The organism is Haloprofundus marisrubri, assembly GCF_001469955.1.
Lineage (GTDB): Archaea > Halobacteriota > Halobacteria > Halobacteriales > Haloferacaceae > Haloprofundus > Haloprofundus marisrubri.
The window spans coordinates 1-18,465 of the sequence record NZ_LOPU01000011.1 but is presented as its reverse complement, the minus strand read 5'-3'; the positions used below and the strand labels follow the sequence as shown (position 1 = coordinate 18,465).

14 protein-coding genes, 1 tRNA gene and 1 rRNA gene are annotated in these 18,465 nt (G+C 62.4%); 7 read left to right on the top strand and 9 right to left on the bottom strand.

Annotated features, from left to right (window positions below):
* The first annotated feature begins 28 nt into the window (after positions 1-28).
* The gene (locus AUR64_RS01915) at positions 29-400 is read left to right on the top strand and encodes a 2Fe-2S iron-sulfur cluster-binding protein (RefSeq protein WP_058580265.1); all 372 of its coding nucleotides are present in this window, start codon (positions 29-31) and stop codon (positions 398-400) included.
* Between the two features lie 48 nt (positions 401-448).
* Here AUR64_RS01915 and AUR64_RS01910 read toward each other — a convergent pair whose 3' ends face one another.
* The 3 genes from AUR64_RS01910 to AUR64_RS01900 all read right to left on the bottom strand — a co-directional run bounded on the left by AUR64_RS01910 (position 449) and on the right by AUR64_RS01900 (position 4,628).
* Positions 449-1,783 (bottom strand): hypothetical protein, encoded by a 1,335-nt coding sequence (locus tag AUR64_RS01910; RefSeq protein WP_058580264.1) that lies wholly within the window; start codon positions 1,781-1,783, stop codon positions 449-451.
* A 437-nt stretch (positions 1,784-2,220) separates the two neighbouring features.
* Positions 2,221-2,294, bottom strand: a tRNA-Tyr gene (locus tag AUR64_RS01905).
* A gap of 27 nt (positions 2,295-2,321) precedes the next feature.
* Positions 2,322-4,628, bottom strand: coding sequence for an N-6 DNA methylase (locus tag AUR64_RS01900; protein ID WP_058580263.1), 2,307 nt, complete (start codon positions 4,626-4,628; stop codon positions 2,322-2,324).
* Positions 4,629-4,846: 218 nt separating this feature from the next.
* Here AUR64_RS01900 and AUR64_RS01895 point away from each other — a divergent pair, with 218 nt between their 5' ends.
* Positions 4,847-5,611: a hypothetical protein gene (locus AUR64_RS01895; protein WP_058580262.1), complete on the top strand. Its 765-nt coding sequence runs from the start codon at positions 4,847-4,849 to the stop codon at positions 5,609-5,611.
* A gap of 47 nt (positions 5,612-5,658) precedes the next feature.
* Here the strand turns inward: AUR64_RS01895 and AUR64_RS01890 are convergent, their stop codons facing one another.
* Complete coding sequence (locus AUR64_RS01890) at positions 5,659-6,636, bottom strand: AIR synthase family protein (RefSeq protein ID WP_058580261.1); 978 nt, start codon at positions 6,634-6,636, stop codon at positions 5,659-5,661.
* A 144-nt stretch (positions 6,637-6,780) separates the two neighbouring features.
* On the opposite strand from AUR64_RS01890, the gene AUR64_RS01885 reads away from it, so the two are divergent.
* Entirely contained in the window at positions 6,781-7,842 is a 1,062-nt protein-coding gene (locus tag AUR64_RS01885) for a pyridoxal-phosphate-dependent aminotransferase family protein (protein WP_058580366.1), read from the top strand.
* A 135-nt stretch (positions 7,843-7,977) separates the two neighbouring features.
* Positions 7,978-8,421: a HalOD1 output domain-containing protein gene (locus AUR64_RS01880; protein ID WP_058580260.1), complete on the top strand. Its 444-nt coding sequence runs from the start codon at positions 7,978-7,980 to the stop codon at positions 8,419-8,421.
* Between the two features lie 29 nt (positions 8,422-8,450).
* On the opposite strand, the gene AUR64_RS01875 is transcribed toward AUR64_RS01880, so the two are convergent.
* Positions 8,451-10,478 carry a DEAD/DEAH box helicase gene (locus tag AUR64_RS01875; RefSeq protein ID WP_082230551.1) on the bottom strand — a complete coding sequence of 676 codons (2,028 nt, stop codon included), beginning with the start codon at positions 10,476-10,478 and terminating at the stop codon, positions 8,451-8,453.
* Positions 10,479-10,638: 160 nt separating this feature from the next.
* Here AUR64_RS01875 and AUR64_RS01870 point away from each other — a divergent pair, with 160 nt between their 5' ends.
* Positions 10,639-11,706 carry a hypothetical protein gene (locus AUR64_RS01870; RefSeq protein WP_058580259.1) on the top strand — a complete coding sequence of 356 codons (1,068 nt, stop codon included), beginning with the start codon at positions 10,639-10,641 and terminating at the stop codon, positions 11,704-11,706.
* A 264-nt stretch (positions 11,707-11,970) separates the two neighbouring features.
* Here the strand turns inward: AUR64_RS01870 and AUR64_RS01865 are convergent, their stop codons facing one another.
* Both AUR64_RS01865 and AUR64_RS01860 read right to left on the bottom strand, forming a co-directional pair.
* On the bottom strand, positions 11,971-12,528 hold the full coding sequence (locus tag AUR64_RS01865) for a hypothetical protein (RefSeq protein ID WP_058580258.1): 558 nt from the start codon (positions 12,526-12,528) through the stop codon (positions 11,971-11,973).
* Between the two features lie 247 nt (positions 12,529-12,775).
* Positions 12,776-13,345 (bottom strand): hypothetical protein, encoded by a 570-nt coding sequence (locus AUR64_RS01860; protein WP_058580257.1) that lies wholly within the window; start codon positions 13,343-13,345, stop codon positions 12,776-12,778.
* Positions 13,346-14,858: 1,513 nt separating this feature from the next.
* Between AUR64_RS01860 and AUR64_RS01855 the strand changes: the two genes are divergently transcribed.
* On the top strand, positions 14,859-16,064 hold the full coding sequence (locus AUR64_RS01855) for a Cdc6/Cdc18 family protein (RefSeq protein WP_058580364.1): 1,206 nt from the start codon (positions 14,859-14,861) through the stop codon (positions 16,062-16,064).
* A gap of 215 nt (positions 16,065-16,279) precedes the next feature.
* On the opposite strand, the gene AUR64_RS01850 is transcribed toward AUR64_RS01855, so the two are convergent.
* Together AUR64_RS01850 and AUR64_RS01845 are read right to left on the bottom strand one after the other, a co-directional pair.
* Positions 16,280-17,083: a helix-turn-helix transcriptional regulator gene (locus AUR64_RS01850; protein ID WP_058580256.1), complete on the bottom strand. Its 804-nt coding sequence runs from the start codon at positions 17,081-17,083 to the stop codon at positions 16,280-16,282.
* Positions 17,084-17,202: 119 nt separating this feature from the next.
* Complete coding sequence (locus AUR64_RS01845) at positions 17,203-17,763, bottom strand: TATA-box-binding protein (protein ID WP_058580255.1); 561 nt, start codon at positions 17,761-17,763, stop codon at positions 17,203-17,205.
* Positions 17,764-18,318: 555 nt separating this feature from the next.
* Between AUR64_RS01845 and AUR64_RS01840 the strand changes: the two genes are divergently transcribed.
* Positions 18,319-18,465 (top strand): 16S ribosomal RNA (locus tag AUR64_RS01840); the annotation flags it as partial.

Here is an 18,465-nt window from a genome sequence, read left to right as displayed (position 1 = left end):
TCGTGTTCGTGGCATTCCAACGGTCGTCATGGACGATTCCGCCGAGGATACCTCGGAGAACCCAAACGTCTCGCACGGGGACGACGGCCTCCGCGTCACCGTTCGTCACGGCGACGGAGAGTCGATGCTGCGGGCGACCCGCGGTGCAAATCTCCGTGACCTCCTGCTCGAAAACGGGTTCTCGCCGTACACGGTGCTCACCGAGCGACTGAACTGCGGTGGCCGGGGTCTCTGTGCGACCTGCGGCGTTCGCCTCGAAGACGGCCCGTCGCCGACACACTGGCACGACTCGCTCGCCGAGCGGTTCGGTTACCCGCGACTGTCGTGTCAGATAGCGGTCGACGACGACCTCACCGTGTCGATTGTCGAAGACAAACTCGTCTGGGGTGGGCGAGAGTAGCGTTGCTACTGCCGAAATCGAGAACGGCCGTGGCCCGGGAGAACGAAGTTAGTAGTCTGCGGGGTCTATTTCCTCGCCGTTGAGGTAGACCGTCGCGTCGCCGTCGAACTGGGTGAACGAGATATCTTCCTCGGCCGAGGTTACTTGCGGACTGGAGAACCGATACGCGTCGGTTCCGCCGGCGGTCGCACCCGCTCCCTGTCCGGCGGAGACGGTGTCTTCGTCGTCGTAACTGGGGTTGAGACTCAGACCGGTCCCGTCGACTTCGGTCGTCTTGATGACGTCACCGGAGACACGGAACGCGTACTCGGTGAGGTCCGACCCGCCGGTGATGGCGAGGTGGTGCGGAAGTTCGTCGGCGTAGTCGGCGGGGTCTATCTCCTCTCCGTCGAGGTAGACCGAAGCCGCACCATCGACGCCGACGTTCGTCAGTTCGCCGGTGAAAACATACGCGTCCGCGCCGCCGGCGACGCCGCCACAGGCGGAACTCCCCGAGACGTAGTCCTCGTCGTCGACGGTGGCACTGCTGAACGGCGCGTCACCCGTCTCGGTCGTCTGTTCGAGCGAACCAGTGGTGGTGACGCGGTAGTAGGAGACGTCACTGCTGCCGCCGATGACGAGGCGATGCTCGGTCTCGGGTTCGGGTGCGACCACGTCGCCGGTTTTGAACGTCTGCGTTTCGCTCTCGGCGTAATCGCTCTGTTCTTTCATCGCCCAGGTGTCGAGTTCCGTCCACGCGGTGGCGGTGTACTCGGTGTTCGGAGCGAGGCCCGTGACGACGGTTCGGGCCGTCGTCGGTTCGTCGTACGGGTCGTTCCGTTCGGTGGTGTACACCGGGTCGCCGGAACTCGACCCCGAGATGGGAGAGACCGACGCCCCGACGCTATACTCGGCGGGTTCGTCGGGAGAGACTTCGTAGTCGATTGTCGCCGTCGTCCCCGAGACGTCGACGCCGAGCAGTTGCGGTGCCGGAGCCTCGGTCTCCGGCCCGAGACGTACCGAGTCGACGCTGTAGTAGTCGGAACCGGCTTTCACGAACGCGTAGCAGGCGTACGGCGCTCGGTTCAGCGAGACGACTTTCGAGACCGTCTTCTCGCCGGAGGCTTCGTTGAACCAGTGCGTGGCGATATCGACGGTCCGGTCGTTGTAATTTTCGACGATGAACCCGATTCTGTCGACCTCGTCGTCCGGGTCGGTGACGCTAATCGTGACGTTGAGTTCCAACCCGTCGGTAAAGGAGTCGACGACTTCCGCGTCGACTGTCGGGTGGCTGTCGATGTTCTGTGCACCTTCGAGGTCCGCTGCCGAACCGAGTCCCGTACTGGCGAGCGCTGCGCCCGCGCCGAGTGCGAGGACTTTCCGGCGGGAAGGGTCGAATTTCATATCGCTGCAACGTGCCGGTTCACAGATTGTCAATATAATCGTAAGGACGAACAGATTGAGATGAATCTCAAATGGTTATGTAGTAACACATTTCTGATAGGCTGAGTATTATGCGAGTTAAAATTGTATTCTGTCCAGTTTCGTCGGCGCAAAAACCCGTCCTCACCACCTGTTTCAAACAGTCACAGACGATTCCGATGCACGCCTGTCGGTGACGTGCTGGGCTCTGTGCGGTCCGAGAGGTTAGCTGGTCGATGTTGTCCGCAGGAACAGTCCGCTCTCCCCGTCCTCGTGAACGTAGTGAACGAGGGCTCGTGACGAGCGGAGCGAAGTCACGGCGATTTGAACTCCCGAAGACATTCCGGGTCGCTCACTCCGTTCGCTCCCGGGCTGTGACTTCTGTGCTCAATCCGGGTCGACCGGATTCGTCCGAAAAGTCCGCTCTCCCCGATTTGAACGGGGGGCAAGCCGATCTACAGTCGGCTGCTCTGCCAGGCTGAGCTAAGAGCGGTACCTGAAGATAGGTCGACTGTCGAACTTAAGAATTGTCATCCCGCTCGGCCAGCAACCGCTCGACGGCGCGGTCGAGGTCGGCGACGACGGCCTCCAGTTCGGGTATCGTCGCCCGGTTGTACTCACGTTTGCTCACGTCGACGTGGCTGGGGACGATATCGTGCGCGCGCTCGGAGCAGTCCGCGATTCGGTCGAACAAGGGGTCGTCGCGCCACGTGGGAAGATAGAGCTTCGAGACGGCCGCTTTCGACAGACTCGACTTACCTTCGCCGCCGAGTTCGCGGAGACAGCGCTGGTACGGCGCGGAGTTGAGCAGTCCACAGAGCAGGTGTGCCTCCCGGCGGTCGTCGGTGGCGACGAACATACAGTGGTCGCCGGGTACGACCGTCTTCTGGCCCAGCTCCGGGTCCGAAACGGTCGAGACGACGACGAAATGTGGCTTGAAGCCGAGGCGACACCAGACGACCTTGTAGTCGGCCCACGTGTACGGTCCCAGTCCGAAGAGGTTGTAGAACGGGCCGCCGTCGAACCACGTCGACGCCCGTCCGTCGAGTGTCTCGCGGTTGGCGTCGAGATAGTCGTACGTCCGAGGTGTCTCGTCGGCAACTCGTGGTTCGTTCTCCTCGTTCGTCTGTCGCTGCGGAACCAGATGTCGGTCGTAGCCGAACAGACCGAATTTGACGACGTGTTTCGACCGTAGGTACGGGTAGACGTGGTCGGGTTCCAGCACAGAGAGCGTCTCGTCGTCGACGGAGAACACCGACTTCGCGTCGTCTTTGAGGCCGTGTCGAATGTCGTGGGCGCACTGACCGAGCGCCGCGCGTTCGGCGTCGACGCGGACCCACGACCCTGCGGGGTCGTCGCCGTCGACGGGAACGAGCGCCGTCTCCTCGGTGGTGAGAGACCGGCGCATCGAATCGAGACTGGCGAACTCGGGAGACAACTCCGAACGCGGCCGCCACGTCCGGAGACTCACCGGAAACGTGGTGTCGGCGTCGGCGGCGAACTCGTACAGCGCCGCGGCCGCGCGCACTTGGCCGCCGAACGGAGCGAGGTCGCCGAAGTCCTCTACGCTCCGCAGCGAGAGCAGTCGGTCGCCGACGCGAAGTTGTCGAAGCAGTCGCCCCGCCGGACCGTTCCGAAGGTCGCGTTTGAGAACGAACGCCGCGCGGCCACCCTCGCGGAGATAACGCTCGATACAGACCCAGACGAACGGCACCGACAGGTCGTCGTTGGCGTGGCCGAGCAGTCGTTCCGCCCCCCGACGCGGCAGGAGACCCAAGCGGTCGATGTGCCGTTCGCGCCACTGCGCCCGCGCGTGCTCGCTGAGTCGTTCCCACGTCAGCCACGGCGGGTTGCCGACGAGGAGGTCGGCGCGGAGGTCGGTCGTCGGTATCGATGACGAGGATTGAGTCGCCGAAGTTGCCGAAGTCGCCGAAGTCGCCGAAGTCGCCTGAGCCGAGTCCTTGTGCAACCCGAGCGAGTCACCAAAGTAGACAGGTAGTTCGACCGACGACGACTCCGCCGAATCCGCAGTGTCCCCAGACTCCGCAGCTTCGAGCAGCGGTGTCAACGCGAGGAGGTACGCGAGACGCGCACAGCGGACGGCGACGGGGTTGAGGTCGACGCCGACGACGGTCGACGTGATTCGGTCGAGCGCTTCTTTCGGCGTGTGTTCTGCGAGTGCCGCCCGCTTTCGGTCGATAGCGGCGACGAGAAAGATGCCGGCACCGCAAGCCGGGTCCAGCACAGTTTCGTCGGCGCAGTCGGCTCCGAGTGCCAGTTCGGCGAGGCCGCGCGGCGTGTAGTACTCGCCGAGTGCGAGTCGCGCGCGACGAGCGACGACGCGTTCGTACAACTCCCCGACTGCTGCAGGGTCGAACGAAGCGAACGTATCGGCGTCTGCGGACTGGATGCGGGCGAGATGCTTCGAGTCCGCAGCTTCGAGGTCTTCTTCGACGTGACAGTGGACGGCGTCGAACGCCGCCGCGTAATCGGCGTCGACGCCGACGGCGTCGGGGGCCGCGGGCGAATCACAGTCGACGTCGAACGCGGACTCGACTCCAGCGCGAAGCGCCGACACCGCAAAGTCCGCCGAGAGTACGTCGAGAAAGGCGGCGCGTTCGACCGACTCCGGGCCGTCCACAGCGTCGCCGGTGGTGCTGTCGTCGTCTTCGTCGAACACCGCGCCGTGATGGTGTCGAACGAAGCGCGTCCACTCGTCCATCGCGTCGACGACGGCGTCGTCGTCCGAGCGGAGACGCTCCGACGCAGCAGCTCTGTACACCCCACACAGTCGTTCGGCGGACGCCAGCAGCGGTTCGCTCGGCATCCGGTCGGTCACGGTCGCTGGCGATACGTTGGCGAGGTTGCGTCCAGAAGCGACGCCGGGCCGGCGGGCGAATCAGGAGTCACAGTTCCCGTAGACGGTCTGAGGGAGGTGACTTAACCGTGGTTACACCGCTCGAAAAAAGAGCGCGAGGCCCGCGCATCTCGTGTCGGCGCCCCGAGTGCAGAGCGTTGATTACGCCGCCGCGCACTGGGTTCGCCATGGCCGACGAGCGACAGGCGACGTTCGGGTCCGACGGAAGCCTCCAAGCGGACACCACACCGGAAGCCACGGGAGAGAACGACTTCGGCGACCAGAAAGAGGAGAACGAAACCGACGGCGGCTACAGTCGATACGTCGTGTCGAGTCTGCTCCAGAAGGCCGTCCGACGCTCCGACGAGGAAGTCGCCGCGTGGGCGGCGTGGGAACTCGCGCGCTCGGGGTTCGGCTGGAACCTCTGGGACCGCCTCAACCTCTACGTCGTCGAAGACCTCCGCGCCGGCGACGAGGTGGCACTCACCATCGAGCGCTACGAGGAACTCGCCACCGAGCGCTGGGAGACCGACTCGTGGAAAGGCCGCCTCTGTGCGATTCACGCTGCGCTCGCGGCGGCGCGCGCACCCTCGACGCGAGAGGCCTCTAACGCCGACGAGTACTTCCGCAAAGTCGCCGAGGAACGCGCCGCAGCGCGCGACCGCGGCGAAGACCCCGCCCACGACTTCCCGGTCGGTGACCTCGAAGTCGGCGAGAAATTCGACGCCATCTTCGACGGTCACACCGGCGAAGGCTCGAAACGCGGGCGGGGCACGGAGTTCTTCAAGACTCGGGGGGCACGCGTCGGCCCCGAAGGCGAGAACGAGTTGAGCGCCCGCTGGCAGCGACTCGCGATGGTGTTGGACGACATCGACTACACGGAAGCACAGATTCGCCGCGCCGTCGAACCGGTCGACCCCGACGCGCGGTGGGACGAACCGGATTCGTTCTGACCGGGCCTGTCGGTCCTGAGGGCGAGAGTGAGATGATTTCGGGACGCTCAGTCCCACAGCGCGTACATGTCGTCCTCCGGCGGCGACGTGAGGAACTCGTCGCCGAGGCGGAGGCCAGACGCTTCGTGGGTGGTGTCTTCTGGTCGCTGGACGACCCCGATTTCGGCCGCGTCGATGCCCGCATCAGCCAGCGTCGCGAGTGCGTCGTCGGCGTCGTTTTCGGAGACCGTTGCGACGAGCGCACCCGAACCGAGGATACGAAGCGGGTCGACGCCCACCGCATCGCAGAGTCGACGGGTTTCGGGCCGGACCGGAACGTCCTCGGGGTCGACCGAGAACACGACGTCACTGGCGACGGCCATCTCGGAGAGACCGGCGGCGACGCCGCCTTCGGTCGGGTCGTGCATCGCCGTCGCAAACGGTTCGAGCGCCGCCGCGTCGGGGATGACGCTCAAATCGTCGAAGAACGTCGTCGCGTCGGTAACGAGGTCCGAGGGAACGTCGAGGTCGGCGGCGAAGTCGGTGGCGAGGACTGCCGTGCCCTCGACACCCGCGGCTTTCGTGAGGAGGATTCGGTCACCCGGTTCCGCGCCGCCGGTCGGGACGTATCGGTGGGCAGTGCCCGCACAGGTGAGCGAGAGGAGCGGACGAGAGAGCGCCGAAACGGACTCGGTGTGGCCGCCGACGATGGTGATTCCGAGGCGGTCGGCCTCGGCGTCGAGTTGTGCGGTGATGGAGTCGAGCAGTTCGTGGTCCTCGTCAGGGAGGAGAATCGTGCAGGTCAGCCACTCGGGAATCCCGCCGCAGGCGGCAACGTCGTTCGAGACGATGGCGACGCCGAGCGTCCCGATTCGCTCTGCAGCCAGTGAGATGGGGTCGCTGCTGAGGACGAGCGTCTCGTCGCCGACTCGCACGGCGGCGGCGTCCTCGCCGAACGCCGGGCCGACGAGCAGGTCGTCGTTGGGCGCACCCGTGCGCGAGAAGACGTAGGCGGCGAGGTCGTCGGGCGTGAACTTGCCGGTCATGGCCCACACTGCGGAAGGGGAAGGTATGTGTCTTCCCGTCGCCGGTGAGAGGCAGCGACGGCCGATAGGAGCCAGCGACGAACGAGTACAGAAGCAGGTCGTCGCCACCGACGGGCTAAAGTTCCGATGGGCGGAGAGACGAGTATGTTACTCACACCCGGTCCGACGGCAGTCCCCGAACCCGTCCGCCGCGCGATGGCGCGCGAGCAACCGAACCCCGACATCGAGGAACGGTTCCGCGTCCGCTACGAGGATTTGACTCAGAAACTCGCCGAGGTGTACGACGCCGACCACGACGTCGTCGTTCCCGGTGGCGAGGGCATCTTGGGGTTGGAGGCCGCCATCGCGTCGCTCGTCGAACCCGGCGACCGAGTACTCTCCGTCTCAAACGGCCTCTACGGCGACGGCTTCGCCGACTTCGTCGAGTCGTACGGCGGCGAACCGACCGTCGTCGGGGCCGACTACACCGACTCGCTCGACGTGGCGGGCGTAGAGGCGGCGCTGGACGGAGCAGCCGACGAGAACGACCCGTTCAAACTGGCGACGATGGTCCACTGCGAGACGCCGACGGGGACGCTCACCAACCTCGACCCCGTTCTCGATGCGCTTTCGGACCACGGCGTGCTCTCGGTCGTCGACGCCGTCTCCTCGCTCGGTGGCACGCCGGTACCGACGGAGCGAATCGACGTCTGTCTCGGCGGGTCCCAGAAATGTTTCAGCGCCCCACCGGGGTTGACGACGGCGGCCATCAGCGACGAGGCGTGGGAAGCGATGGAGGTCCGCGACCCTTCGTCTCTGTACACGAACTTCCTGCCGTGGCGCGACGTGAGCGGAGGCTTTCCGTACACGCATCTTGCCGCGAACGTCGCCGCACTCGACGCTGCCGTCGACCTGCTTCTCCAAGAGGGACTCGACGCCGTGTACGGTCGTCACGTCGCCGCCGCGGAACTGTGCCGCGAGCGCGGTGAGAAACTGGGACTGGACCTGTTCGCCGAGGATGCTCGACCGTCGCCGACGGTGACGGCGTTTCACGTCCCGGGACGGGCGACCGACCTGCAAAAGACGCTGGCCGACGACCACGACGTGGTTCTCTCGACGGGTCTCGCGGACCTCGCCGACGACATCCTTCGAGTGGGTCACATGGGCTACGGGGCGGATACCGAGAAAGTCGACCGTGCGATGGACGCGCTCGAAGCGGTGCTGTAACGGTTCTCACTCCCAAGAACCGTTCTCGCCCCGAAGTACTTCTCTCTCGTCTGTTTTGCGACATTGGTTACATGATTAGGCCCCGTGATTATACGTCTGGGAACTTTCTAGAAGACACGGAGATGAGAAATAAACATGACCGGGCACCCCGACGCGGACGACGCGAGAGACGTTAGTTACGACCCCGAGAGAGGCTGCTACAGCGTCGAGTTCGACCCCACCAGAGACGCACCGAGCGTCGAAATTATCGTTGCGATGTCGACAATCGAAGACAGACGCACCGACGACATCGAACCGCTGTACGAGGTCATAGACCCCGACGCGCTCGATATGGTTTTTCGGCGTGGCTCGGAGGTGACCGCCGAACGAAACGGTCGGCTCTTGTTCGCCTTCAACGGACGAGAGGTGGTCGTCTACGGTGACGGTCGAATCGATATCTCTCTCACCGACGCCGAAATCGAACGCGAGCGACACGGTGAGTCCGGGCACGACGAATCGGTATCGACCGAGAGCAGTAGCGAATCGACATCCTCCAAAGGCGATAGCGAATCGACAGCCTCCGAAAACGACGATACGTAGTCCAGCAGGGTCAGCGAAACAGTCGGAGGCTACTGCTCGTCGCCGCCGGTGGGCCACGCACCCGATTCGCGGACGCGGATCCCTTTTTCGGCGAGGTGGCGGAGTTGTCGTTCGGCGAAATCCTCCTCGGGTGACCCGCGGGTGGCGAGTACGTACATGATAGCGTTACCGACGGGGCGCATCGTCCGGCCGGCACGCTGTGCGCCCTGTCGCCGCGACCCGCCGAGACCCGAGGCGACGACGGCGAGTTCGGCGTTCGGCAGGTCGATGCCCTCGTCGCCGACGCGGGAGATGACGAGCGTTCGGATATCCCCGTCGCGGAACTGCTGGAGGAGTTGCTGACGGCGGTAGTGCGGCATCTCGCCGCTGATAAACGGCACGTCGAGCGCCTCGGCGATGGCGTCACCCTGTTCGAGCCAGTCGACGAATATCAGGGCTTTCGCGTCGAGATGCTGGCCGCGAAGGTGGCGAATCTCGTCTATCTTCGCCGGGTTGTGCGCGGCGAGTTTGTATCGCTCGCGGCCGTCGGCGCTGCGGTACTCGTTTTCGGCCATCTCGTCGGTCCACGGGACGTAGCGAATCTCGACTTCCGGTTCTTGGACGAACCCGGCGTCGAACAGTTTGCTCCAGTCGGTGCCGATGGGCGGGCCGACGAGCGTGAAGATGTCCTCCTCCTTGTCGTCCTCGCGGATTGGCGTCGCCGAGAGACCGAGTCGATGCTTGGTTTGGAGGTCGGCGCTCCGCCGGAAGACTCGACTCGGGATGTGGTGGACCTCGTCGTAGACGATGAGACCCCACGCGCGCGAATCGAACAGTTGCCGATGTCGGTCCATCCCCGCGGTTTGGTAGGTGGCGATGGTGACCGGCCGAATCTCTTTCGTGCCGCCGTGGTACTCGCCGATTTGGTCGGCCGTGAGCGACGTGTGTTCGAGCAGTTCGTCTCGCCACTGACCCGCGAGTTCACGACTCGGGACGAGAATCAGCGTTTCGCCGCCAACGGCCGCGAGCACGCCCATACCGGCGATAGTCTTACCGCTTCCCGGCGGGCCGACGAGAACGCCCGAGCGCTGGTCGGTGAAGCGGTCGACCCAGTCCTGTTGGTAGTCGCGCAACTCGACGTTGAGGTCGATTTCGAGGGGGTCGCCGGTGTCGAGGTCGCGTTCGTCCTTGACGGGATAGCCCGCTTCGTAGAGAATCCGTTTGATGGCCGCTTCCTCACCCTCACGAACCCAGCTTTCGGTGTCCGAGATGGGGGCGTGTAGATGCTGCTCGGAGAGTTTCTCGCGGGCGACGTTGCCCATCAAATCCTCGTTGACCGACTGCAGGACGACGTAGCCGTCCTCGTGGGTTCTGAGCGTGAACTGGTGGGCGCGTTTCCACTGCCGTTCGGCCCACTCCTCGAGATGTGGCGAGCGACGCGGGAACACCGAGCGCATACTCCGACGCAAGCCCTCGAACTCGTCGAAGGGCGCCTGCCAGACGTCTTCGGTTCGAATCGTGTAGAGGTAGCCGCGTTCGTCGGCGTCGCCGCCGGTGGTATCGACGAGGTGGGCGAACTGCGACAGTTGTGCGCGGGTGTACTGCTCAGGTCTGTCGACGACGATTTCGCGGCGTTCCGGAAAGAGGATGATTCTCTCGCGCGTGGCGACGTCGCCCCACCGCGTCGGGTACCAGACGACGGGGTCTGACTCCACGTCGACGCGTTGGACGGTTCCGGCGTCCGAGAGTGCGTCCAGCGCCTCCGCGGCGTCCGCCTGCGAGATGTCCAGACGGCGGGCGACCTGCTGGGCGGTTGCGACGGGGCGGCCTTCGGCTTGGAGTGCGTCGTAGAACGAGTCGAGTGTGACGGGGTCGTCGGGGTCAGCAGGGTCGTCGGGGTCGACAGGGTCGGCGGAACCGGCAGAGTCGTCGGAGTGGTCGGCGTTTTCGGAGTCGACAAAGTCGCCCGAATCGATGGAGTCGTCGCCATCGCTGAGGGCATCCACATCGGACCTACCGGCGCTCGACTGGTTCGACGCCGCGTCTCGATGGGGTTGGTCGCCGTGGTCGTCGGTCATCGTCAGCGATACGCGCGCGGGCCGAAAACCGCTTGCGACTCTCTGATGATTCCGCTCTCTCGGATGACTCGGGTGTCCGACGACGCCGACGACTCGGTTCACAGATACGTCTGAGGTGGCCCGCGAAACCGTATTCAACGAGCGACCCAAAAGGTAGCTAATGAGAAAAGGCGTCGTGAGCACGCGGGAGACTCTCTTGACGTACGGTGAGGACTGCTGTGTCCGAGCCGGCTACGCGGTTCGCCGTCCGGAGAGCGGACGCGAACCCGACGCTGTCGCCGAGACCGAAATTAGCGACCAATCGTTTTCGGACGGGCGACCCCGGTTCGCTGGACAACCGTTTTTCGACGGTGGACCAGTCGCCATCGAACCGCTCGACACCGACGAACTGACGCCGACGACGGTGCTCTCGCGGCACGCAGACAACCGCAGCCAAGGACGAAAGACGCTGTTCGTCGTCCCACCAGCCGACCGGAGTCGGCTCACAGGTGCCTCTCAGGTACCGTGGACGACAGGCGAGTCGAAATCGACGACTAGCGAGTCGAACTTGGCGACTGACGAGTCGAACTTGGCGACAACCGAACCGACGCTGACCGACGAGTCTTTCGCGTCGACGGTGGTCGAACTACTGTCGGTGCCAGTCGGCGTCGAAACCGACGGCAGTGAGCGCGTGTTCTACAACGGGCCCGACCGAATCGCACTTCCCGACGACCGAGCCGAGTCGGAGCAATCGGAAAGCGGAGACGGGAACGACGGAGACGGTGACCTCGACCAGAACGTCGGGCGAACGGGTGGGTACGCGCTGTGTGCGGTTGCAGAACCGGACGCCCGACTCGAGTGGCGAGAGGAACTGGGTGGTGGTGCCTCGCGCGATGAAAGCGAGACGCGCATCGTACTTCGGGCCGACGGTGAGGTCGTTGCGGCCGTCGACGAACTCGCCGACCTACGCTGCCCGCCGGCGTCGGTGTTTCCGTACTCCTATCGACGAGGAGCGGACAAACGGATGCACGTCCGCGACCCCGAGGGCGTCGTCGTCGGGTCGTTCAACGGCGTGACCGACATGCGACAATCGGGCTTCGAACCGGTTCCGATGCCGCTGGTTCCCGAACACCTGTTCGCCGAATCACTCGATGGAACGTGGGCCGTCGTCGTCGCTGCCGCGACAGCATCTCACTTGTACACCAGTGGCGGCGTCTACTCGTTGGAAGCAGCCTTCGGCAACGGATAACGCAGTGAACGGTGCGGTGGGCCAGGCGAGAAAGTGGATGGGCGAGAAAGTGGATGGGCGAGGAAGTGGATGGGCGAGGAAGTGGATGGGCGAGGAAGTGGATGGGCGAGGAAGTGGATGGGCGAGGGAGTTGACGGGTGAGGAAGTGGATGAGTGGCGAACTGAGAAACCCGAGAGAACAGAGTCGACTGGAGTCGAATAGAACAATCGGTTAGCTCGGATGCGGTCCTCTCTGGGCGAGTGTTAGTCGTTTCAGTCGAACACTTATCCAGGAGGGAGTTCACGCCGGTGACGCTGGGCGAGTCGACCGTAGACGGGTTCGAGGTCGGCTTGGTTGACCCACTCCGGGAGTTCGTCGAGGGAACTGTAGCCGTCGAGATAGTGGTACTCGAACGGTTTGTCCGCGTAGTTTCGTAGCGCTTCGATGGGCCGACCATCGACGGTGGCGACGAACATCCGTCCGTCGGCGTCGATATGAGGGGTCACCTCGTGTTGGAGGTAGAGTGCGACGGCGGCGAGGGCGCTCGCAAGCGGAACTGGCCCTTTCGTGAGCTGCCACGTTACGTTCCGGTCGGTGTACTCGACAGTTGCGAGATAGCCGTCGGCGACGCCGAAACACTCAACGACGGTGCCGGCCTTTCGCCATCGAACGTCGTTTCGCGTGAGCCAGACGCGCTGCCACGAACGATTCGGTCGCTGGGAACCGAGTCGACTTTCGGCCCAGTCGGTCCCCGAGCGAATCGACTCGACGAGCGGAGCGGCAACGCGGCGAACTGTCCGCCGTGTTCGTATCGCTGTTCTCCCGAATGCTGGTTTTCGCATAGTGAGTCTCCCGCCTCCGAAGGATGTCCAACGTCGTCGGACGATATCTTACGTTCGTCCCCAAAGTAGTTATATCTCCGCTTGTGAGGCCTCTGCAGGAAATTCAGGAACTATTGAAAGTCACCTTTTGAGACTAATCGGGTCAGAGAACGGAAGCGATAGCGAACGGCCAGCTAGTTGCGTCGTGAAAGGACCCGGAGACAACTGGAGGCTCACTTCGTACCTGCAGACGTTCCGGTTAGCCCGTTCAGCCTCGGTGACACACGGTCGTCAACAGTTGCTGTTTCGACCGGAATCGGTTCCTGCAGTCAGAACACTCGACGTGACCGTCGCCGGCGGCAGTAGTGAGACGGTGGTCACCCATCTCGAACGGGCGTCCGACGATTCGCGGTCGGATGCGCGACGGGATTCGACGTTCCGGGTCGTCGCTGAGCGCCGCCCTGAGACGAATCGTGTGTACGTCGTCGACGGTCCACCGGTCGGACTGCATCGCGGCGTTCCAGTCGGCGATTTCGGTCCACGCGGTAACGATGACCGGAGAGGTCGTTTCGGTGTCGCCAACGACGACGATGAATCGGATGCCCTCGCGTACGAGGGCGAACCGCCATCCCTCCGTTCGGTTCCATCGGAGTTGCCCGTACTCGATGGCGTCGCTTACGACGGTGAGTGAGACGTACCGACCCGGCTGTCGAAGTCGCTCACGGAAGTGGTCGGTGAGCGCATAGAGAGTCGGGTCTCTGAGCGGAGGGTCGTGTGGCGTCCGTTTCGAGCGGGTGCTCGGCGATTCGACGCGTTGACCGCCGTGTCGAGTGGCCACTGTTGACACGTATGTCACCGCTGGGTATTGACTGTTACGCCCGTCGGCACAGGCTGAAAGACGTCCAGAGCGCCCAGGACTGCTTGAGAGGCCACAATAGATATCTATACTGGTGCGTAGGGTCGGCTCTGAGGAGACACTGGTAGAGACTCACACCGCGTTTCCGGTGAATAGATGTCTCGAATTGGTGGGTCAGCGTTGACACTGGTGGTGTCGACGATGATTGTGGTGTCGACGATGATTGTGGTGTCGACGACGATTGTGGTGTCGACGACGCTTATGGTATCGACGACGCTTATGGTATCGATGTTGCTGACACCATATCACTAACAAGTAGTGCTATTTTCGACTGTGCTACCTGGACTGCTGAGCACGTGTCGGCATCTGCGATGTGATGCTTATTGACACCGCGTTTCCGGTGAATCTCGGGCGGATTCGATGGCATTGGACAGGACACCGTGTTTCCGATGAAACGTGAACTGAGTGGATAGCAGGGGCGGAGAAGGTCGGTTCTGACGGGTCCGGCTCAGGGACACCTTGTTTCCGGTGAAAACGGTGTGTAGTCTGCGCTGTGTGGGCGTACAACCTACACCGCGTGATAGGGATATGGGTAAGCCAGAGATTCACACACCGTGTTTCCGGTGAAAGAGTGACAGCCCCAGAACCGATACGAATCACCGAAACCACAGTGTAGATGATTTGGAACGAACCACGACTCCGTCGAAAGACCAGCGGGATTTGTGTACGAACGGTCAGATGCGCGCGGACACACCACGTTTCCGGTGAACGATGTTGTGGACGCGTCGAGTAGGTCAGCAGAGCGGTCAAGCGAGTTCTCACGAGTCGGGTACCGGCATGAATTTCTGGTATCTGCCATCGATATCTGAGTAGATGACCTGTTGATTTATTTGGTAGGAGTGACAAAAGTCCAGTAAACTGGTTGCATTACAGATAAAGTGAGGTTGCGAACGTGTTCGACGGGAATCGGTGGTTGTGTGGCCAGTCTGTATAGCGCTGTCGAGGCACGAGTTCTACGTGACGTACACGACTCGGGTTGTTCGTATCGAGAGTTTCTAACACGACTGTTCTCCCCAGTCCGACCGTTCTACTCGCTCTGGCCGGTCTGCTCGCTCTGGCCGGTCTGGCTGCCGTGCTTGCCCGCTACCATGCTTGTCCGACTGCCGTGCTCACCCGACTACCTTACCCATCCTGCTCGGTCTGCTCAGTTTCGCTACTCCACTTGTCTGGACACATCTCCTGTAGGGGGTCGCTCGACTCCGAGGGAGAGAGAACCTCCTCGGCAGGAATCCGAGGTTCGCGCCGTTCGATGAACCAGTCTGATTCTTCGGGGCCTGATTCTCGTGGCGGGGGGTCACCTCGTTTCCGGTGAACCTCAACCCCTGTTTCGTGTGGACACTCTCCCCCGTTTCACCCCCGTTCACCGGAAACGTGGTGTGTGTGTCGACGACCGGAAACCCGAAACCATTTCACCGGAAACGTGGTGTGCTCGGGTATGCCGGACGCAGGGGACGACCTCTTCACACGCGAGGACCCGATATTCGCCAACAAAGAGTTGCTCGAAATCAGCCACTTGCCGGGCGAAGGCCGCATCGTCGGCCGCGACGACGAGATATCGGACCTCGCAACGGCGGTCAACCCTGCTATCTTCGGGCAGAGCCCCAGCAACGTGCTCATCTACGGGAAGACGGGTACCGGAAAGTCGCTCTGTGCGAAGTACGTCTCTCAGCGACTCGTCGAGACGGCGAGCGAAGAGGCGGTCAACGCGACGTTCGCGTACGTCGACTGCGCGCAGGACACGACCGAAACGCAGGCCGTCCAGACTATCGCAGACAGCGTCAACCAGTCCGAACTCACCGATATCAAAGTTCCCGACAAGGGACTCAGCACCGCGACGTACTACAAACGGCTTTGGCGGATTTTGGACGCGACGTACGACGTCGTCCTCATCATTCTCGACGAAATCGACAAACTGGAGAACGACGACATTCTCATGCAACTCTCGCGCGCGGGCGAGGCCGGAAAGATACAGAACTGCAAACTCGGCGTCATCGGAATCAGCAACAAGATTCAGTACAAAGACCGCATGGACGAACGGGTCAAGAGCAGTCTCTGCGAGCGTGAGTTCGTCTTCCCACCGTACGACGCCAACCAACTCCGTGACATCATGGACGCTCGCAGCGATGCGTTCCGAGACGGCGTCCTCGACCCGTCGACGATTCCACGGGCGGCGGCGCTCGCAGCGCGCGAACACGGTGACGCGCGGAAGGCGATAGACATCCTCCGTTACGCCGGCGAAATTGCGCAGTCGAACGGCGCGCCCACTGTCAAGGAAATTTATGTCACGCAGGCGCGCGAGCGCGCGGAGACCGACCGCTTCCGCGAACTCATCCGTGGGTCGACTCCGCACTCGCGATACGTCTTACAGGCACTGGCCGTGCTCTCGCTGTCGAACCAGCGGAAAGACGGGTTTCGGACCAGTCGCGTGTACGAGATTTACGAGAGTATCTGTCGACAGGAGGGTTCCGACAGCCTCTCGCTGCGACGCGTGCGCGACCTGCTGAAGGAGCACGCGTTTCTCGACATTATCGAACAGTCGAAACACAGCGGCGGGAGCGCCGAAGGCAGCTACACGAAACACCAACTGCTCGAAAATCCCGAAGTCGTTAAAGAAGTGTTGACCGAGAACGGCGATTCGTAGCCATCTCGTCGTCTTATCCCGAACGTGTGGAGGACCGAATTCGGTTCAGCGAGTGGTGACTGCATTTGGCCCGTAGTGGGTGGCTATTATATATTTTACCACTGGATACGTGATTGAAAACATCACGTGTGATTGGGTAGGTCACACACCGTATCGAGTCGGTAACTCACCCAAGGATGTCGCTTCGCCGACCCCTCGTCCTCGTAGCCACCGAATTACTCGTCTCCGGGACTCGTGACTGCTGTCGGAGCGGGTTCGACCTCTCGTGCCGTCTCACGGACGCGTTCGTACTCGTCTCTGACCCACTCGACCAGTTCGTCGTCGTTGCCGTCGAGCGATGCTACGAGGGTTCCGTGGTCGTACGCGCCGAGCCACGCGTAGTCGTCGAACAACGCGAGTCCGGTCTCGACCGGCGTCGGAGAGAGGTACAGCGAGAACTGGTCGAGTTCGGAGGCTCTGTCGGCTGCCTCGGGGTCGACGCTCGTCGATGCTTCGAGAACGGACTCGTCGACGACGAGTTCCATCTCGGTTTTCGGACCGATGACGCCCGCCGCTGCTTCGTTGAACGTTCGACTTACGATGGGCGTTATCCCTCGAAACCTGTCGACTGGGTCTCTGTCGAGTACGGAGACGAACCGGTCGATGGGGCTGTGAGGGTTCTCCGGCGTCCCTGCAGTCACTGTTGCCCGCTGGAGTACCTTTGGAGAAAGGTCGGTGAACGACTTACCGACGTTGGCTGCGAACGGAGCGATGCGGCTCGCGTCTTCGCTCGCTTCGACGAGTGCGTGGTACTGGTTCAACACCAGTTCGCCTCCGAGCGTGAGGTGGTACTGCGGGGGGCACTTTTCGACCCAGCCTCGGTCCGCGAACCCGGCGAGCGCTCGCTGTACCGTCTCACGCGTGCACGGGCACGTCTCCGCGAGTTCCATCGGGCGCTGTGGAGTCCGTTGGAGCTGTTCGAGTACGGCGACCCGGCTCGCCGACCCGACGAGAAATGCGACATCCTCGCGTGCGGTCATCTACCGGTTCTATCGGACGCCTGTATATGATGGTTTTGTCCGTGTCCGCCTGTCCGGTCACCCAGGTCGGGCTCGTTATCCGTGTGGTGGATGCAGTCGGGGAACCGTCGTCGGCGATGTTAGCCGAGTAGGCCGAGGTTCTGAATCCGTTCGACGATCTCCTCGACAGCCGTCTCGGCGTCGTCGGTACGCTTGCCGCCGGTGATGACGATTTTTCCGCTTCCGAACAGCAGGATAACGACCTCGGGGTGGTCCATCCGGTAGACGAGGCCCGGGAACTGCTCGGGTTCGTACTCGACGTCTTCGAGCCCGAGCCCGATTGCGAGAGCGTTGAGGTTGAGGTTGTGGCCGAGATCGGCGCTCGAAACGATGTTCTGAACCGTTATCTCGGGGCTGTCTTCGACGGGGATGCGAAGCTCTCGGAGTTTCTCGAAGATGATTCCGAGTGCTTCGTGCACGTCGTCGATGCTCTTGGCACCGGTACAGACGATTTTCCCGGACCGGAAGATGAGTGCGGCCGCCTTCGGATTCTGCGTCCGGTAGACGAGGCCCGGGAAGTTGTCGGGGTTGAAGTCTGCCCCGGGAAGGTCCTCCGCGAGCGCCTCCAGGTCGAGTTCTTGTCCAATACCAGTCGATGCGACTACGTTCTGTATCTCGATTGAGTCTGCCGGCGTCGTCATTGTTCGCTCTGGTTTCCTCGCCCCGGCCTTATAAACCGACACGAATCTTGTCTCACACATGCGTGCGAATGATAATATTACTATCGCGTCGACCCGCTCCGCAACCGCCGGACGCTGAATTCTCGCACTGTACGAGAAACTGGCCAATCGTGTGAATATGACTACCATGTTGGACGGTAACTCGAATTTGTGGTTATTTTTCGAATATAGAGCCGAATCAACAGTCTTAAGTTCTACGTACCACTCAATAGAAATGCAGCAAGACGCGATGTGGTTCGGTGGCCGTTCAAGCCGGTCACCAATCACGGACCGCCAACGAGGTTCGATGGGTTTATACCCCCGAATCACATTGGTTCAGGTCCGAAGGAAATGAGGATTCCGCCCCTGCGGTCCGCCGTACACGACGGAATCTGATGTGAGCCAACGTAGTTCGGTGACACCCGACCGACCGACGGTCCCGTCACCGAACTCGGACCATGCAATACTTACACAACGGTGATTCGCTCTCGTCAGAGAGCAAATCCCGCCACCCCCTGACCCACCAGGGTCAGGAACATTCCGGTTGATCCTGCCGGAGGTCATTGCTATCGGGGTCCGATTTAGCCATGCTAGTTGTACGAGTTCAGACTCGTAGCGGATAGCTCAGTAACACGTGGCCAAACTACCCTACAGAGAACGATAACCTCGGGAAACTGAGGCTAA

Coding starts and splice junctions, on each gene's coding strand:
- AUR64_RS01915 (WP_058580265.1), top strand. CDS start 29: ATGGACGATTCCGCCGAGGATACCTCGGAGAACCCAAACGTCTCGCAC.
- AUR64_RS01910 (WP_058580264.1), bottom strand. CDS start 1,783: ATGAAATTCGACCCTTCCCGCCGGAAAGTCCTCGCACTCGGCGCGGGC.
- AUR64_RS01900 (WP_058580263.1), bottom strand. CDS start 4,628: ATGCCGAGCGAACCGCTGCTGGCGTCCGCCGAACGACTGTGTGGGGTG.
- AUR64_RS01895 (WP_058580262.1), top strand. CDS start 4,847: ATGGCCGACGAGCGACAGGCGACGTTCGGGTCCGACGGAAGCCTCCAA.
- AUR64_RS01890 (WP_058580261.1), bottom strand. CDS start 6,636: ATGACCGGCAAGTTCACGCCCGACGACCTCGCCGCCTACGTCTTCTCG.
- AUR64_RS01885 (WP_058580366.1), top strand. CDS start 6,781: ATGTTACTCACACCCGGTCCGACGGCAGTCCCCGAACCCGTCCGCCGC.
- AUR64_RS01880 (WP_058580260.1), top strand. CDS start 7,978: ATGACCGGGCACCCCGACGCGGACGACGCGAGAGACGTTAGTTACGAC.
- AUR64_RS01875 (WP_082230551.1), bottom strand. CDS start 10,478: ATGACCGACGACCACGGCGACCAACCCCATCGAGACGCGGCGTCGAAC.
- AUR64_RS01870 (WP_058580259.1), top strand. CDS start 10,639: ATGAGAAAAGGCGTCGTGAGCACGCGGGAGACTCTCTTGACGTACGGT.
- AUR64_RS01865 (WP_058580258.1), bottom strand. CDS start 12,528: ATGCGAAAACCAGCATTCGGGAGAACAGCGATACGAACACGGCGGACA.
- AUR64_RS01855 (WP_058580364.1), top strand. CDS start 14,859: ATGCCGGACGCAGGGGACGACCTCTTCACACGCGAGGACCCGATATTC.
- AUR64_RS01850 (WP_058580256.1), bottom strand. CDS start 17,083: ATGACCGCACGCGAGGATGTCGCATTTCTCGTCGGGTCGGCGAGCCGG.
- AUR64_RS01845 (WP_058580255.1), bottom strand. CDS start 17,763: ATGACGACGCCGGCAGACTCAATCGAGATACAGAACGTAGTCGCATCG.